Source organism: Mucilaginibacter sp. OK283, assembly GCF_900110415.1.
Classification (GTDB): domain Bacteria; phylum Bacteroidota; class Bacteroidia; order Sphingobacteriales; family Sphingobacteriaceae; genus Mucilaginibacter.
In genome coordinates this window covers 35,622-52,979 of record NZ_FODR01000011.1, presented here as the reverse complement: position 1 = coordinate 52,979, position 17,358 = coordinate 35,622, and the positions used below count along the sequence as shown (strand labels likewise).

Genomic DNA, 17,358 nt, shown 5'->3' with positions numbered 1-17,358 from the left:
AAAAGTATTTAAAGTTTTTCCAATGAAAAAAAATATACTAATTATGGCGGTTGGGGTATGGTTCCTGAGTGCCAGTTTATCGTCCTGTAATTATCTCAATAAAAAACCCGATAACCTGCTGACATCTGATCTGATTTGGAGCACCCGGGCCAATGCCGAATCATACCTGTACAATATATATGGATATATTGTTGAGACTGATGGAGGCGATTTTAGCGCCATGGGAGCAAGTGATGAATCATCTGTATCTATCCCGGGTACAAATGTACGGCAGATGGTTGCGGGCAACTGGAGTCCGGTAAATGCTTATTTTGACAACTGGGATAACTATTACAGGGGAATACGGTCGTCATTTATTTTTGAAGCTAATATTGACAGGGTCCCGCTGAGCCAGTTAAGCGTAACGTTAAAAAATCAATATAAAGCAGAGTCCCGTTTTTTACGCGGTTGGTTTTACTGGCAGCTGATAAAACAATACGGACCGGTTGTAAAAGTAACTGAGGCAATAAGCTTAAATGATGACTTCAATAAATACCCAAGATCATCTTTTGATGAATGTAAGGATTATGTTAACCAATTGATGGACCAGGCCGCGGCGGGCTTACCTGCCGAATGGGGCACAACAAGTAACTATGGCCGGCCAACAAAAGGCAGCTGCCTTGCGGTAAAAGCACAAATTGCTTTGCTGGCAGCCAGTCCGTTATGGAATGGTAATTCGGCCTTTGCGTCTTTTAAAAACCAGGATGGTAAGCAGCTGGCACCAACAGCATATGACGCTAATAAATGGAAAGTAGCTGCGGATGCCGCCAAAGCCGTAATTGACCTTGGCTCCTATAAATTGTTTACCAATCTTGACAATGGCGGAACCGTGTTTGATCCTTACCTGTCGGTAAGAGATCTATTCATTACCAACTGGAACAGCGAAATTATATTTTCGAGAAATTCATGGAATTACGCGGGATATACAAAATGCGTAACACCGGGAGCCGGAGGTTATAGCATGTATAATGCTACCCAAAACATTGTGGACGCATTTTACATGAATAATGGCAGAACCATTGACGACCCACAGTCTGGGTATGTTGCAAGCAATTTTGTGCAAAGTAATGGCGCAAAGTACTGGGAACACAAGAAGGGGCAGTGGAATATGTACGCCAACCGCGAACCACGGTTTTACGCTTACATTCAATATAACGGCCGCCCGGTATTACCTGCACCAACTGTTGATGATAAAAACTATTATTCCTCAACCGAAAATATTGATGGAACAGGCCGTGCCGAGTTTTATTATAATGGCAAGGCGGGTGCAAAGGCAAGTGGTGCCAGTAATAATATCACCGGGTATGATGTGTTGAAAAATGTAAGCCCTGCTGATAACATAAGGCAGTGGACTGCCAATTACCGCCCTTTTATATTGATAAGGTATGCCGAAATTTTGCTGGATTATGTTGAGGCTTTAAATGAGTACGATCCGGCTAATCAAAATATTGTGATTTACCTTGACCAGATCAGGAGCAGGGCTGGCTTGCCCGGTATAGAAACTGTTTACCCAGGTGCTATAGGAAACAAAGATTTGATGCGCAAATACATTTTGAGGGAAAGGCAGGTAGAGTTGTGCTTTGAAAGCGACAGATACTATACCTTGATAAGAAGGCTATCATTGGGTGCCGACGAAAACCAAACCATTTATGGACTAAATGTAAATACCGACGATCAGGGCCAGGGATTTTCGTTTGGAGCTTTTTATAACAAAACGCTTTTCCAAAAAAGAGTATGGAACAATAAAATGTACCTGTTCCCAATTTCCCAGTACCAGTTAGACCGCGATAGGGCATTAGTACAAAATCCCGGTTGGTAAATGTGTGTTTTTATTTGCCCAAAAGGCAATAAAAGGTGTATAAAAAAATAAATAATTAAAGAGTAATTATTCAAATGAAGACATTCATAAACATAATGGCAAAAAGTATAAATCAATACTTACTTGCCGGCGGGGTTTTTATAATGCTGGCTTTTATAAGTTGTAAAAAAGATAAAGCTCCCGCGCATAATGCCAATTCGCCAATTAGCATCAATAGCTTTATCCCGGCGCAGGGCGGCGGCGGCACAGAAGTATTGATTAATGGTACAAATTTTTCAACAGACACTTCGCAAATTGCTGTTACCCTGAATGGTGTAAAGCTGAAGATTATTGGCGCCAATACCACACAAATGATGGTAGTAGTACCCAAAAAAGCAGGCAGCGGACCTATTGTTGTAACTATAGGTAAAGGAACCGCTACAAGCACAACTAACTTTACTTATCAATACACCAGGACTGTAACTACCCTGGCCGGGTCGGGTAAAGCCGGTTTTGCCAATGGCCAGGGAGCGGATGCCCAGTTTGATTTTAATGGCCAGGGCTGGTACAGGAGTTGTGGCGTAGCTGTTGACGATAACCTGAACGTTTATGTTGCCGATCCCGGGAATCACTGTATCCGGAAAATTGATACCGGCGGAAACGTTACAACGCTGGCCGGTAATCCGGGAGTTTCTGGTTATTCTGATGGAAAAGGCACAGCCGCAACTTTTTCTTTGCCTTATGATGTGGCTGTTGACGCCCAGGGCAACGTATATTCTGTCGATCCCGGGAATTGGGACATCCGTAAAATATCTCCCGACGGTACAGCTACTACCTGGGCCTGGGGAAACCAATCGCCCTGGAGTGTGGCTGTTGATAAAACTACCGGCTATGTTTATTATTCAAGCTGCTCCAGCCCGGGAAACATTTACCAGGTATCGGCTCAATGGACTGCTAAAGAAGTTATATCAGGCCTCAATTATCCCGCAGGCATCAAGTTTGATAAAACCGGTAATCTATACGTATCAATGAACGGAGACCACGTTATTAAAAAATACACCGCCGGCACCTGGCAAGGCAGTATCATTGCCGGGCAGCAGGGGAGTGCCGGGTATGTGAACGGAGGGCCAGCAGTATCAAAGTTTTCGTTGCCCTGGGGCATCGCTGTAGATAATAATAACAATGTATATGTTGCAGGTAACGGGACCGTTTATGGCGATATCAGCCATCCGGACCAAAGTATCCGCTATATACAGGCAGGTACGTTTGACGTAAGCACCTTTGCCGGAAGCAGCACAGCAGGTTATACCGATGCAATTGGAGGCTTTGCACTTTTTAGTGCGCCAACAGGTGTCGCTGTCGACAAAAACGGAACAGTGTATGTGCTGGATAAAAATAATAACAGAATAAGGAAAATAGTTTCAGAATAATGCAATCAGCACGCTGAATAGTTTCCCGAATCAATGCTGTAAATCATTGATCATCTGTTTCCGACAAGCACTCCTTTTATTATTCGGAAAGTCATTTGAGTAGTAGTTTATGATTGTTTGGTTTGTATAGTGCCCCGTAGCAGACACCTAACTGCTGCAGGGGCTATACTTTACAGCTTTATTTATCAGGAAGCAAAAAGCAGCACACATTTCTTAATTAAAAAACCGCAATGAAATTTTGTATCAATATTTTGTTAGTATCTGTTTTGGCTGTACAAACGCTGGCTTGCAGTAAAAAAACTGCCGGCAGCAATGTAGTACCCTTGAGCAGTACTCACGTTTATTACGTATCAGCTAATGGTTCCGACGCTAATCCAGGCACAATTAGTTCGCCTTTTCAAACCATCAATACTGCATTAAGCCGTGCCGTGCCTGGTGATACAGTTATGGTTAGGGGGGGCACTTATTACGATAAAGTGGTGTTTCCGAAATCGGGAATAATGAATAAGGTAATTACGGTAAAGGCGTATCCCGGAGAAAAAACTGTAATAGACGGAAGCAAAATAATAGTTTCGGGCTGGATCTCATTAATTACCCTAAGCAATGTAAAGTATATATCATTGGAGGGTTTCGATATCTGCAATTTTACAAGTGCAACTTTTAATACTGATCCGGAGGGGATAGCCATTAACGGCGATTCGCGCGACATCACCATCAAAAACTGCAATATCTATAACATAAAAAGCAACGCGTCATTAGCCGATTGGCGAAGCGCTCATGCTATACTGGTAATAGGTAACGGAACTACGGCTATTACCAACCTGGTTATCACCGGATGTACCGTACATGATACACAGACCGGTACAAGCGAAAACGTAACGTTGGCAGGTAATATAGACGGCTTTGTTTTTAGCCATAATAAAGTATACGATACTGAAAACATAGGGATAATTATTGCCGGTGGCGATAACCTTAATAAAAATGGGGCAGTTGCTACCAATTACGCCCGTAACGGGGTAATAAGCGATAATGAGTTTCACGATAACTCCATGATCAAAACGCCGGAAATTTGGGGCCCCGACCGGTATGGCGCCATATCAATTTACGTTTGCGGCGGCGCTAACACCATTATAGAGCGTAATAAAGTATATAACAGCGATCGTGGGATAGGGTTGGTAAGCGAAAGCAATGTATATGCCACCAAAACCACCATTGTGCGAAACAACTTTGTATACAACTGCTATCGTACAGGCATATACATGGGCGATTATTTAAACTATACATCCGGCGGAACTAAAGACTGCTATGTGGTAAACAATACGCTGTATCAAAATGATCGTGTTGTGGGTGCATTTGGTGAGATTGAAGGCGAGATAAGGCTCACGGAGCATTGCGACAACAACGTAATAAAAAACAATATTGTGTATGCAAGGCCGGTTGATGTATTTATCCACAAGTATACTTCAACTGGGAGCAATAATATAATTGATAACAATTTGTACTATACCACAGGCACGCCGCAATGGATCTGGAATAGTACCAACGGTACACCATATACCGATTTTAATGCGTGGAAGACCGCCACCGGCAGCGATGCCAGTTCAATAAATGGCGCCAACCCGTTATTACAGAGTACTTCGCAGCCTGATTTGCATATACAGTCATCATCCCCTGCAAAAAATTCGGGCCAGGTAATTTCAGCCGATATCAACGGGACGACAGATATTGACGGCAATACGCGGATTGTGAACAACAAAATAAGCAAGGGTGCGCAGCAGTAAAGGTTTTTAATTTAAAACGAACGGCAATGAAACGTAATATCAATATTTTTTTAATGCTTGGCTTTGCTGCGCAGGTATTTGGTTGCAGTAAAAAAAACGGTGCAGCAGTAGTAACACCTTCTGGCAATGCTCATGTTTATTATGTATCTGCCAACGGATTAGAATCGAATAAGGGAACGATTGATGCGCCTTTTCAGACCATTAATAACGCGCTAAGCCATACCATCCCCGGCGATACAGTAATTGTAAGAAGTGGGACGTATAGTGAAAAAGTGGTATTCCCCAAGTCGGGAGTAATGGATAAGTATATTACATTGAAAGCCTACCGTGGCGAGAAACCGGTTATTGACGGCAGCGCTTTTAGCGTTAATGGCCGCGAGGCGCTGGTAACCATTGATAAAGCTAAGTTTATTGTGGTTGATGGATTTGAAATACGCAATTTTAAAACATCTACCGGCGATCCTAAAGCCATTATGGTTGAGGGCGGATCTGACTACATCACCATAAAGAACAACACTATATATGGTATTGATTATACCCAGCTGCCGCTGAACGGCGGAGGCAACGCCATTTTAATTATCGGGAACACGTCCGATCCGGTAACTAATATTACCGTTACCGGGAACACCATACATGATTGTAAAACCGGATACGGCGAAAATCTGACTGTTAATGGGTATGTTGACGGGTTCGCCATTACAAACAATACCATCTATAACGCGCAAAATATTGGTATTGATGCTGCCGGCGGTTACGCTGCCAATGCCGACCCTGCACTTAATTATGCGCGAAACGGGGTCATCAGCGGTAACACCCTGTATAATATTGAAAGCAAAAGAGGGCCGCTTGGCGGGCATGGCGCTATAGGTATTTATGTAGATGGCGGCAGAAACGTGGTAGTAGAAAAGAACAGGGTATCTGTTACAGATAGGGGGATTGGCGCCGTAAGCGAAACAAATGGATTTCCTACTGATCACGTTACCATAAGGAACAACCTGGTATACAACTGTTGGTGCTCGGGTATTTACATGGGGGGGTATTTGAATTATACCGGCGCGGGAACAAGTAACTCATTCATTGTAAATAACACCTTATACAATAATAATCAGGCATTAGGCGCTTTTGGTGAAATAGAAGGGGAAATTAGTATCAGGGAAGATTGCACTAATAATGTGATTAAGAACAATGTTATTTATGGAGGTGCATCAGATATGTTTGTTCATAAGTACACGGCTAAAGGATCCGGAAACGTTATTGATTACAATCTGTATTATACCACGGGTGCCGCACAGTGGACCTGGAACGGCGTATCCTACACCGATTACAATGCCTGGAAGGCCGCCAGTGGCGGAGATGCTAATTCTACAACTGGTGCCGATCCTTTATTCATAAATACATCCGGCCTCAATCTTCGTTTGCAATCATCTTCTACTGCAAAAAATAGCGGGCAGGTTATATCAGATGTTGTTAATGGTAATACAGATTTTGATGGCAACGCGCGTATTGTTAATCAGCAAATAAGCAAAGGTGCTTATCAATAACCATTAGTTGTATATGCAGGTTACGCATACGGCTTTGGTTTTGCAATTATAGAACAATACACGGGTGACGTTAACCCTTTAATTATTTGACTTCAACGATTTTTTTGGACTAAGACTAATAGATAATAAATACCCATTGTTTTAATCTCGTTTATCAAATGGAAAAGATCCCGACAATTAAAGAGATAGCTAAACGCTTAAAAGTAAATGCATCAACGGTATCCCGGGCCCTTCATGGGCACCCCAGTATTGGCCTGGTAACAACCATGAGGGTTAATAAGGTAGCAAACGAATTAAATTATGAGCGTAATCAAACCGCGGTTTTTTTTAAGCAACGAAAAACATTCACTATCGGTGTTATTCTTCCTGATTTTTCTGATGCTTTTTTTTCTTTGGCTCTTAGCGGCATTGAAGATTATGCGAGTAAAAAAAACTACAATGTTTTTATCGGGCAGTCATTAGAAAACCCCGATAAAGAAAAAGGAATCCTGCAAACTATGAGGAATCACCGGTTAGATGGCATCATTATATCTATAAGTAAAAATACTACCGATTATGAAGTGTTTAACCAATTGAAAAAATATAATATCCCCATCGTATTTGTTGATCGTATACCCGACATGGAAGATATACATTATTCGGCTTGTAACCTCCAATCGGGAATGTTACAGGCCATTGAGTGTTTAATAGCAAAAGGGCACCGCAATATTGGGTTAATTAATGGCCCATGGCAGTTAGCAGCAAGTAAAGAACGTTTGGAGGCTTATCAAAAAGGGCTTAGCGATCATCAAATTGACATAAAGCCAGAGTTTGTTGTGTATTCAGACCTATCGCGTGAGCGAAATCAGCAGGCCATGGACGAGCTTATTTCATTGGCGGAAAGGCCCACAGCCGTCATCACTTTTAACGATTATGTGGCCCGGGATGCAATGGGGCAGGTAAAAACCCACAATTTGGTAGTCAATCGCGATATCAGCTTTATTAGTTTTGCCAATTCGCCTATCTGGAGTTTTACGGATAATTCGCCGCTCGCATCTATCGAACAGTTCCCTAAAGAGCAGGGCGTAAAAGCTGCAGAAATACTTTTCAAGTTAATTGACGACCGTGCTAAAGAAACTCCATCAATCCCTGGCTTTCACCGGGTTGTATTTGATTCAAATATGATATCTCACCCGGTTAATTTTATAGCATAAGCCCCATTTTTTAATATTCCAATACAAAAGTGCCGCTATACTTTAAAGCGGTACTTTTTTGTAAAGCATCAGGTGTTTTAATGCTTAACAGTCCGTTTTTATAATCCCATTTCAGTTTTTGAACACTGCCCAGCAAGCTTACTTTTTTAACTTGTTTAATGTTATTTACCGGAAAACTTACGTTGGACGGTAGGTTTACCATATCTTTTTCAGACAGCCAAAAAGCATATAACGTTTTCGTGGTCTTCGATTTAGTAAAATAAATATTCCCGGCAGAGTAGGGGGCTACCGGCTCTGAACCATAAATACCCTTCCCGTTAATTTTCATCCAATCCGCAATATCCTGCAATCTTTGATAGGCAACCGGATTCCAGTCGCCGTCAGGTCCCGGTGCTATATTAAGCAGCAGGTTACCGCCGCGCGAAACTATTTTTATCAATGTTTGCACCAGTTGCCGACTGGGTTTAAATTCATCATCCGGCACGTAACTCCAATATTTACCAATGGTCATACATGTTTCCCATGGGTACGATAAAGGTTTATCCGGTACTTCCTGTTCTGGGGTGGTATAGTTTTCAAATTCGCCGGCAACTGTTCTGTCTACCATAATAAGGCCTGGCTGATGGCTACGTCCCATTTTGGCTATTTTGGCCATATCAAGATCCTGGTTATAGTGCTGCGGATCGTTATCATTTGTTGGCAAGGGCCTTACCCAGCCTCCATCGAGCCATAAAATATCTACTTTGCCATAGCCCGTCATCAATTCTTCAATCTGGTTATAAGTAAAATCTTTAAATTTTTGCCAGCGTTCGGGGTAGCGTTGCGGGGAATAATTAACATTGTGGTCTTTAGGGGGAAAGTACGACCACCAATAGTTTTGGTTGTGCCAATCTGGTTTGGAGAAATATGCCCCGATCATAAAATTATCTTTGCGGAAGGCGTCAAATATTTCTTTCGTCACATTGCTACGCGGATTTTTCGAGAAAGGGGTTTTGGTGTCCGTAATTTTATAATCCGTTTGTTTGGTGTCAAACATGCTAAAGCCATCGTGGTGTTTGGTTGTAAACACCATGTAATTCATGCCCGCCGCTTTTGCGGCTTTAGCCCATTTTTCGGGGTTAAAATTTATAGGGTTAAACGTGGTTTGCAGGTTTTCATAGGCTTTTTTATAGGTGAAATAATCAGCACTATAGGGGCCGGTACGTGTAACCCAGTCATCGGGACAAATAGTCCAGCTTTCTGCCACGCCCCATTGGCTGTAGGTGCCCCAGTGCATAAACAAACCAAATTTTTGGTCCTGCCATTGGGCAAGCTTTTTCCGTACCAGGGAGTCTTTAGGAGCCTGGTACGTAGTGGACATTTCGTGCTCGTTTTGCGCGAGCGCCGCCTGGCCACAAGCCAACAAGCAGAGGCCAAGTATGAATTTTTGGATCATGATAAATGGATATATTTTAATAGCAGGGTATATTGCATTAGTTCAGTATCAATTCAATTACCGGTATCTCGGTATCAGGTTTGGTCTCCGGTAGATTTAACACAAGGTCATTTCCTGCATTTTTTGATTTGCTATCCGTTTGAATTTCTGAGGCATCGTGCAAAAACTGTATATATTTTACTTTGTCCTTGTATCCTGGTAAAGTGATTGTTTTGCCCGGGTACTCCAACAAATGCATATACAAACGCCTGGTATTGGCATTGTAAGTAAGCATGGTATGTTCAGGGGCTTTAAATATTTCCGGTGCTTCGGTGCATCCATAAATAGCGCGGCTGTTGTATTTCATCCAGGCTGCTATTCCGTCAAGCCTTTCATTGGCACGTTTATCAAATAAACCACGTGCAGTAGGGCCCACATTCAACAGCAGGTTACCGCGTTTGCTTACAGCCTCTATCAGCATCGTAATTAACTGTTTGGTGCTTTTCCAACTGTTTTCGTCACGGAAATACCCCCACGAACCAGAAAACGTTTGGCAGGTTTCCCAATAAGTTTTGTAATCGTTTTTTTGGGTCCATTCAGTTAAGTTTACCTGTTCGGGTGTCAGGTAGTCCCATCCGTCCTGGTATTCGTTTATATCAAGGCGATTATCAATTATAATATTGGGCTGTAGTTTTCTTATTTCTTTAACCAATTCAACAGATCCCCAGTCTTTACTGCCTTTACCACGTTTTCCCATGTCGGTGTATGAAAAATCGAGCCAAAGCATATCAATTTTACCGTAGTTGGTAAGCAGTTCTTTAATCTGGTTGTGCATGTAGGTGCGGTACCTGGCCATATCCCGGCCTTTATTCAACTTATCGTAATCCTCGTCCTTTTCGCTTGCCGGTTGCAATGGGTGCAAAACATCAACCGTAAAATCAGGGTGATGCCAATCCAACAGCGAGTAATAGAAACCTATTTTTATGCCTTCGGCTCTAAATGCATTTACAAACTCTCTTACAAGGTCTCGTTTAGCTGCGGTATTGGTGGCTTTATAATCGGTGTATTTTGAATCAAACAGGCAAAACCCTTCGTGGTGTTTGGTAGTAAGTACGGCATATTTCATTCCGGCTGCTTTGGCTTTTTTTGCCCATTCTTTAGGGTTAAACAAGTCCGGGTCAAACTCGTCAAAATAAGGCTGGTATTGCTTATCGGTCATGCGTTCCCATCTTTTTACCCATTCGTGCCTTGCGGCTTGTGAGTAAAGCCCCCAATGAATAAACATGCCAAACCGATCGTTGGTCCACCAGGCCATGCGTTTAGCTTTTTGTTCGGGTGTTTCTGTTCCTATTTTCTTTTGGGCATACGAGGAGGAAAATACCAGGGATATTAATAACGTAATTAAGACTGTTTTTTTGAGTTGACGCATAGCGGTCTGTTAGTTTGAATTAAATTAGGTATACTAAGTTTACATCGATAAAATTTGGTTAACCACTTCCTGTAAAGGCCTGTGTGGTTTTTCGGGATTTAGCTTCTGGTTTTCATCCACCCATTTGCGTTCCCAGGAAAAGTAATCGGGCTCGGGAGCGTTTTTGCCCTGCAGGTTACCACGCAGGTAATCAAAATAAATTTCCCAGCGGGGCAGGTAATAACTATTTATCAGGCCGGCCCATTCTTTATAGGCATATTCATGCAGGTTATCTTCGGTACGTATGTTTTCTCCCCAATAAGTAATCTGCATTAAAGCGTTTTTTAAGTTATTTGCTTTCTCTTCAGCAGTGTTTCCGTTGGCTATGGATTGTTTGAGATAGGTGTTGAGCCTGAAGTAACCATCTGTATTCAGCAAGTCGTCTGTCAATTTTATCATGTGCAGAAACTTTTCACTTGCCTTGTTAAAGGCCGGTAAATCCTTGTTGTTATAAGCTGTTACCAAGTCATTAAAAACAAGAGTTCCTTTATTTGACAGCACCTGCCTAACCATGTTGATGAGATCTATTTTGTAAGTAGCCGAATTCATGAGCCCGGGTGCAGCCAGTGCAAATTCTTTTACCGCTTTTTCAAATTGTACAGTATCATAATTCCGGGTAAGCGTGCCCCAACTGGAGATTGACTTAACTTTAAGCGCGGGCCTTGCACAAAAAATAGATTCGCCGGCCCCTTCCTGATAACCGGGAAGGCTTTGATAAATGGTTTGTAAAAAGCCCTGCCAGGCATTACTTGTATGCGCATTGTTTACACCATAACGGTATTTGGCGTAATTATTAATCCAGGTACGGGTATCAACATGTTCTGTGCGCCAGCCCAGTTCGAGCATCAAATCATAGTCTGGGGGATTATTGTTGATGCCTTCGGGCATTATACCAACACCCTTAAGATAATTGCTGTAAGTGCTTTCCCTGGCCCTGTAAATTTCATCGGCAAAGCGTTGTAATTTGCCGTATACACCGGGGCGTTCGCCAAAATTGTTAACACTGCACCATATAAACGGTGTGTTATCATAGGCTTTACGTTTTTCCCAGTTGTTGGTAAACTCGCCAAAAAGTTCCTGTACTAATACTTTTGATTTGTCAAGACCATCAAGCATGGCTTGTTTAGGGTTATCCTGCCAGCCCTGCAACACCCATACCGAGCCCGGATAATAACTTTGCATTGATGCCTGTATGCTTGCCCCGGCCTTTTTCAGATCAATACCGTCGGTTTTACCCCCCTCATGAAAAGGATCGCCTGCAAAAAAATGGATGTTTTTACCATATAATGCCTGCATTTCGCTGTAATATATACCCGCTACGCGGCTAAATTCAGGGTCAGTAGGGTCAAGTATGTCGGGTCGTTTAAAAGCCCCCCAGTTACCCTGGTCTATAATGTGTGCCTTGCTTTTATTTTTTAACGTACTTGGCACCATTCCATAAAAGCCCTGCAACACAGGTTCTATCCCCAGTTCCTGCATTCGCTTTATCATTTTTTGCTGAATCAGCTTGCGGTTGTCAATCTGGCTTTGTGGCATCGGCCCGCCCCAGCCTTCAATATTGCCCATCAGCCACCATGCGGTATAAGCGGGGCCAACTATAAAGTTGTTAATTTCATTTTCGTTATACCCTATCTTCCTCAATGTATTTTGCCATACCGCTTCCATACCTTCAACGGTAAGCATCGTATTAACACCATTTAGCGCCATCCAGTCAAGCTCCCGTTCCCAATCGGCCCAGCTATAAAAACTCATGGTATAGTTATACGTACAATAATTTAATGCATAACGATACTTAGCCTCCGCTTTTACAGTCTCTTTTTTGCCAACAGCCGGAATCGGAAACACAGGTGCCAGGTTATCGCCCATGTGCGACATGGATCTGTGGCAATAATATTTTAAATACCAGTTTACACCAACTGCCGCTGCATTAGGCCCTGAAGCGCTGATCACCAGTTTGTTTTTTACCGTTTGTAGCTGGGCTATTTCGGAGTCGGGAGATTTTAAGGTCTTGAAAATAATATGATCACTTAACCAGGGAGCACGCCTTTTAACCAGTGCTTTTACCGGTTCAAATTGTTGGGCAAAAAGATGTATAGGCAAAAGTAGAACAAGCAGAAAAGTTAGTTTTCGCATATAAAAATATTGATTTTTAGGGTTAACATCCTCGAAACTAACTAAAATTAAAATAGAAAATAAGGCGCAGCCCGGCGCTGTTGCTGCATAAAACTTACGCAAACGTTTGTTGCGGCATGCGCAAACGGTTGCGTAAGTTTTCACTATTTTTTTCGATTATTATTTTGCTACCATTGTATCTCAAAGGCCATATTTTACCAAATGGCGCCCCTTTCATCGTTAAAAATCATCTTATAAAATGAAGAAAATCATAATCAGCCTTATCATTTGCACAGTTGTAAGTGTGGTTTCATTTGCGCAAACAACAACCTCTGCCGATTCATTGATGGGGGCTACGATATTGAGCAAGCGTACCGATGCCGCGATGCAAAAATGGCGCGACAATAGATTCGGGCAATTTATCCATTGGGGTTTGTATGCCGTGCCTGGCGGGCAGTGGAAGGGTAAAGATTATCCGGGTGCTGCTGAATGGTTAAAAGCCGATGCGCACATTTCCGCGGCAGAATATGCCGAACTCATCCATCAGTTTAATCCTCAAAAATATAACCCAACAGAATGGGCCCGTATTGCTAAAAATATGGGTGTAAAATATGTGATCCTGACAACTAAACATCACGAGGGATTTTGCCTGTGGCCCAGTGCCTTTACAGATTTTTCTATAGCATCAACACCTTATAAAAAAGATTTACTGATGCCTTTTGTAAAGGCCTATCAAAAGGAGGGGATTGATGTTTATTTCTATTATTCTATCCTTGACTGGCATCATCCCGATTACCGGTCGGTTATACAATCGGATGATGATCAAAAGGCTTTTGAACGGTACTTTGCATTCGTTAAAAATCAACTGAAAGAGCTGATAACCACTTATCCAGGTATTAAAGGCCTTTGGTTTGACGGGCAATGGGAAGCATCGTATAAAAAGAACTACAAAATGGGTTATGAGCTGGAGCAATATTGCCGGGCATTAAAACCGGGTATTATTCTCAATAACCGCATTCGTACAGATGCGCAGGGACATGTAGATCATGATTATAAAAGACGGCATTTTGGCGATTTTGACGGCAGCTTTGAGCGTCGTTTACCATCAAACGTAAAAAGCCTTGATTTTGACTGGGAAGCCTGTATGACCGTTCCGGAAAATCAGTGGGGATACCACAAAATATGGTTGGGGCATACAAAAACTGCTTACGAAATAGAAGAAATGCTGGCCACCTGCACCGCGATGGGTGGTAATTTTGTACTCAATTTTGGCCCCCAGCCCGATGGTACTATCCGTACCTATGAGCAAAACCTGGCCAAAGAGGTTGGCGCATGGATGAAAACCAATTCGGCTGCGATATATGGCTGCGATAACGCAGGCCTGGAAAAGCAGGACTGGGGCTATTTTACACAAAAGCCGGGTGATGACAAGCTTTACATGGTAGTTTTTAATATACCTGTATCAAAAGCATTAAAATTAAAGCTTCCTGAAAAAACGAGTATTGCAGATAACTCGCTTTTAACTGATAGCCTTCAAAAATTTACAATCGAGAAAACGTATGGAAACGAATATTACCTGCATTTAGGAGAAGCTAAGTTTAGCCAACCATTTGTGATAACACTCCAATTAAAAAAGGATTGACCGATTTTGGATCAAATAGCTACAGGCTTAAAATTTTGCTAATAGTGATACAGCTATTGCCCCTTATAAATTTATAACACGATTTTAAAATTGTTTTTTTTAATGAAGAAAAGTATTGTTTGGTTACTCTTATTATTAGCCGGATTGAGTTCCCGATCCGCCTTTGGTCAGCAGGAAATTAACGAGCCGTTTAAAATTGGCACGGAGTCATTTATATTGAACGGTAAGCCCTTTGTTATTCGTTGTGGCGAGATGCATTACGCGCGTATACCCAGGGCGTATTGGAGGCACCGGCTAAAAATGGCGAAAGCTGTTGGCTTAAACGCGGTATGCGCTTACCTGTTTTGGAACTTCCAGGAAACAGAGTCTGGGAAGTTTACCTGGGAAGGGCAGGCTGATGCAGCCGAATTTTGTAAAATAGCGCAGGAAGAAGGCTTATATGTTTTATTGCGCCCCGGCCCATATTCATGTGCCGAGTGGGAATTTGGCGGCCTGCCATGGTGGCTGTTAAAAAAGAAGGACATTCAATTACGTACCCAGGACGCTTACTACATGGAACGTTGCCGCCGATATTTAAAAGAAGTTGGCCGTGTGTTAAGCCCTTTACAAATAACTAAAGGCGGCCCCATACTAATGGTACAGGTTGAAAATGAATATGGAAGTTACGGCACGGATAAGGAATACATTTTAAAAATAAGGGACTATTTAAAGGAGGCAGGCTTTACCGTTCCCTTGTTTACCTGCGATGGCACTGTTCAGCTAAAAAACGATGTTCAGAAAGATATTTTTGCCGTCGTGAATTTCGGCAATAATCCCGAAGCCGGATTTAAGGCCTTGCGCCAGGTACAGCCCACCGGTCCGCTGATGTGCGGCGAATATTACCCGGGCTGGTTTGACAGCTGGGGCGCGCCGCACCATACGGGCTCAAATGATCATCTTATCAAAGAAATTGGCTGGATGCTTGATCATAAGGCGTCTTTTAGCATTTATATGATCCATGGCGGCACATCATTCGGCTTATGGGCAGGCGCAAACTGTCAGCCTTATGCCCCCGAAACATCGAGTTATGATTATGATGCGCCTATAAGCGAAAATGGCTCTGCAACTGCAAAATATGATGAGTTGCGTAACACGCTTAAAAAGTATCTTCAGCCAGGCGAGGTATTGACGGACGTGCCCGCCGCGTTACCGGTACAAAAAATACAGCCTTTTAATCTTACCATGGTAGCCCCAATAATGAGTCAACTGGGAAAACCTGTATTAAGTGATACCACACTTTTTATGGAAGATTTGAACCAGGGTTACGGAATGATGGTTTATGAAACAACATTGCCGGCTGGCCCGAAAAGTAAACTGGATTTTACCGAAGTACATGATTATGCAGAAGTTTTTATTGATGATAAACTTATTGGTGTACTAAACCGGGTAAAAAATGACCATGTAATTGAAATTCCTTCACTTATTAAGTGTACCAGGCTCAGGGTTTTTGTTGAAGCCATGGGGCGGGTTAATTACGGTTATTACCTGCACGACCGTAAGGGCTTGCAAGGCGAAGTTTATAACATAACAGGGGGGCAAAAAGTGATGTTAAAGGGCTGGAAACATTATTCCATTCCATTGGGCGAAGGCAACCCTGCATTTAAATATAAACCAATTAATGCCGTAGCTAAGTTGAATGAGCCCGCGTTTTACAAAGGATACTTTAATGTAAAAAGCAAGGATGATTTTTATTTGGATATGCGCTGGTTTAAAAAAGGTGTTACCTGGATAAACGGGCATTGCCTGGGCCGGTACTGGAACATTGGGCCAACCCAAACCATGTATGTACCCGGAGTATGGCTAAATAATGGGAAAAATGAAGTAGTGGTATTGGATATGCACCAGCCATCTGCTGCCCGCCTGCAAGGTTTGGATAAACCAATATTGGATAGTCTTACAGAAATAAAAGCTATGAGCAGCAATCATCGTAAAGCCGGGCAACAGTTCGGAAATAATTTGAATAGCTTGTTATATTCGGGAGTAATGGAAAATTCTACTAAATGGCAAACATTTACGTTCCCCATAAAAAGCGGTCGTTATATTGCCCTGGAAGCTTTAAACAACTTTGTGGGCGATCAGTTTAGCTCATTGGCCGAGCTCGAATTGCTGGATGAGAACGGAAATCAAATACCCCGCGGCTTGTGGAAAGTGGTTTATGCCGATAGCGAAGAACTGAAAGGCGAAGACGGCAAATCAGAAAACGTGTTCGACCTGCAGTACACCAGTATCTGGCATACCCAATGGAAGGATAATGCCACCAAACACCCGCACCAGGTTGTTATAGACCTGGGAGGTAAAACAACCATAAGTGGTATTAAAATGCTGCCGCGGCAGGATATGGAAACCGGAAGGATTAAAGATTTTAAACTTTATTTGGCCGATAAACTTTTTAATGGTTTATAATGTCAATTTTAAGGCATCGTTACTTGTTGCCAGATAGTGATCATAAGGTCGCTTTATTTCACCGGCTATATGTCTGTGACCGAACTTTCGGGTTATTACGTAAGACAATTATCTTTTTCCATCTTTCTGGGTAGTCAAGGTATCCTTTCGTCAGAATTCATAACTGATTCCGCCATGGAATATAAATGAATTCTGACGATAAGACACGTTGGCTACCCGGTTATTGAGTTTGCAGAACCCTTCGAAGGGCACTTTTTGATCCATATTAAATATTTCCAGTCTTTGCGAAAAAGTATGACCGGCAATCAGGTTCAATTTCCATCGCTGGCTAAGTTTAAAGTCATAGATGAGTCCCGCACTATTTTGCCGCAAATGTATGTATTGATCTTTGTCATCCCCATTAAGCCGGTACATGCTGTCATTTAGTGATGCGGTAATTCCCTGCCAAAATAAGGTCTTCTTAGTTGCGGAGCATATCCCGATGCTCTAAATTTCGCC

10 protein-coding genes are annotated in these 17,358 nt (G+C 42.4%); 7 read left to right on the top strand and 3 right to left on the bottom strand.

Going from position 1 to position 17,358, the window contains the following annotated elements; genetic code table 11:
• Positions 1-22 precede the first annotated feature (22 nt).
• The 5 genes from BMX56_RS22270 (at position 23) to BMX56_RS22250 (ending at position 7,782) form a co-directional block, all read left to right on the top strand.
• Complete coding sequence (locus tag BMX56_RS22270; protein WP_090651903.1) at positions 23-1,858, top strand: RagB/SusD family nutrient uptake outer membrane protein; 1,836 nt, start codon at positions 23-25, stop codon at positions 1,856-1,858.
• Between the two features lie 95 nt (positions 1,859-1,953).
• Positions 1,954-3,267 carry an IPT/TIG domain-containing protein gene (locus tag BMX56_RS22265; protein WP_090651902.1) on the top strand — a complete coding sequence of 438 codons (1,314 nt, stop codon included), beginning with the start codon at positions 1,954-1,956 and terminating at the stop codon, positions 3,265-3,267.
• Positions 3,268-3,497: 230 nt separating this feature from the next.
• The gene (locus tag BMX56_RS22260; RefSeq protein ID WP_090651901.1) at positions 3,498-5,048 is read left to right on the top strand and encodes a right-handed parallel beta-helix repeat-containing protein; all 1,551 of its coding nucleotides are present in this window, start codon (positions 3,498-3,500) and stop codon (positions 5,046-5,048) included.
• Between the two features lie 26 nt (positions 5,049-5,074).
• Positions 5,075-6,589: a right-handed parallel beta-helix repeat-containing protein gene (locus BMX56_RS22255; protein ID WP_090651900.1), complete on the top strand. Its 1,515-nt coding sequence runs from the start codon at positions 5,075-5,077 to the stop codon at positions 6,587-6,589.
• A 158-nt stretch (positions 6,590-6,747) separates the two neighbouring features.
• Positions 6,748-7,782: a LacI family DNA-binding transcriptional regulator gene (locus tag BMX56_RS22250; protein ID WP_090651899.1), complete on the top strand. Its 1,035-nt coding sequence runs from the start codon at positions 6,748-6,750 to the stop codon at positions 7,780-7,782.
• A 10-nt stretch (positions 7,783-7,792) separates the two neighbouring features.
• Here the strand turns inward: BMX56_RS22250 and BMX56_RS22245 are convergent, their stop codons facing one another.
• Genes BMX56_RS22245 through BMX56_RS22235 form a run of 3 tightly spaced genes read right to left on the bottom strand, consistent with a single transcriptional unit; the run spans position 7,793 to position 12,941 of the window.
• Positions 7,793-9,217, bottom strand: a complete 1,425-nt coding sequence (locus BMX56_RS22245; RefSeq protein ID WP_090651898.1) for an alpha-L-fucosidase — start codon at positions 9,215-9,217, stop codon at positions 7,793-7,795.
• Positions 9,218-9,254: 37 nt separating this feature from the next.
• On the bottom strand, positions 9,255-10,625 hold the full coding sequence (locus BMX56_RS22240) for an alpha-L-fucosidase (protein WP_090651897.1): 1,371 nt from the start codon (positions 10,623-10,625) through the stop codon (positions 9,255-9,257).
• 39 nt (positions 10,626-10,664) lie between these two features.
• Entirely contained in the window at positions 10,665-12,941 is a 2,277-nt protein-coding gene (locus tag BMX56_RS22235; protein ID WP_218152468.1) for an alpha-N-acetylglucosaminidase, read from the bottom strand.
• Positions 12,942-13,035: 94 nt separating this feature from the next.
• Here BMX56_RS22235 and BMX56_RS22230 point away from each other — a divergent pair, with 94 nt between their 5' ends.
• Both BMX56_RS22230 and BMX56_RS22225 read left to right on the top strand, forming a co-directional pair.
• Positions 13,036-14,418: an alpha-L-fucosidase gene (locus BMX56_RS22230; protein ID WP_090651896.1), complete on the top strand. Its 1,383-nt coding sequence runs from the start codon at positions 13,036-13,038 to the stop codon at positions 14,416-14,418.
• 102 nt (positions 14,419-14,520) lie between these two features.
• Positions 14,521-16,860 carry a beta-galactosidase gene (locus BMX56_RS22225; RefSeq protein WP_090651895.1) on the top strand — a complete coding sequence of 780 codons (2,340 nt, stop codon included), beginning with the start codon at positions 14,521-14,523 and terminating at the stop codon, positions 16,858-16,860.
• Positions 16,861-17,358: the final 498 nt, after the last annotated feature.

Bases quoted from the DNA above. Each gene is read 5' to 3' on its own strand.
- BMX56_RS22270 (WP_090651903.1), top strand. From the start codon at position 23: ATGAAAAAAAATATACTAATTATGGCGGTTGGGGTATGGTTCCTGAGT.
- BMX56_RS22265 (WP_090651902.1), top strand. From the start codon at position 1,954: ATGGCAAAAAGTATAAATCAATACTTACTTGCCGGCGGGGTTTTTATA.
- BMX56_RS22260 (WP_090651901.1), top strand. From the start codon at position 3,498: ATGAAATTTTGTATCAATATTTTGTTAGTATCTGTTTTGGCTGTACAA.
- BMX56_RS22255 (WP_090651900.1), top strand. From the start codon at position 5,075: ATGAAACGTAATATCAATATTTTTTTAATGCTTGGCTTTGCTGCGCAG.
- BMX56_RS22250 (WP_090651899.1), top strand. From the start codon at position 6,748: ATGGAAAAGATCCCGACAATTAAAGAGATAGCTAAACGCTTAAAAGTA.
- BMX56_RS22245 (WP_090651898.1), bottom strand. From the start codon at position 9,217: ATGATCCAAAAATTCATACTTGGCCTCTGCTTGTTGGCTTGTGGCCAG.
- BMX56_RS22240 (WP_090651897.1), bottom strand. From the start codon at position 10,625: ATGCGTCAACTCAAAAAAACAGTCTTAATTACGTTATTAATATCCCTG.
- BMX56_RS22230 (WP_090651896.1), top strand. From the start codon at position 13,036: ATGAAGAAAATCATAATCAGCCTTATCATTTGCACAGTTGTAAGTGTG.
- BMX56_RS22225 (WP_090651895.1), top strand. From the start codon at position 14,521: ATGAAGAAAAGTATTGTTTGGTTACTCTTATTATTAGCCGGATTGAGT.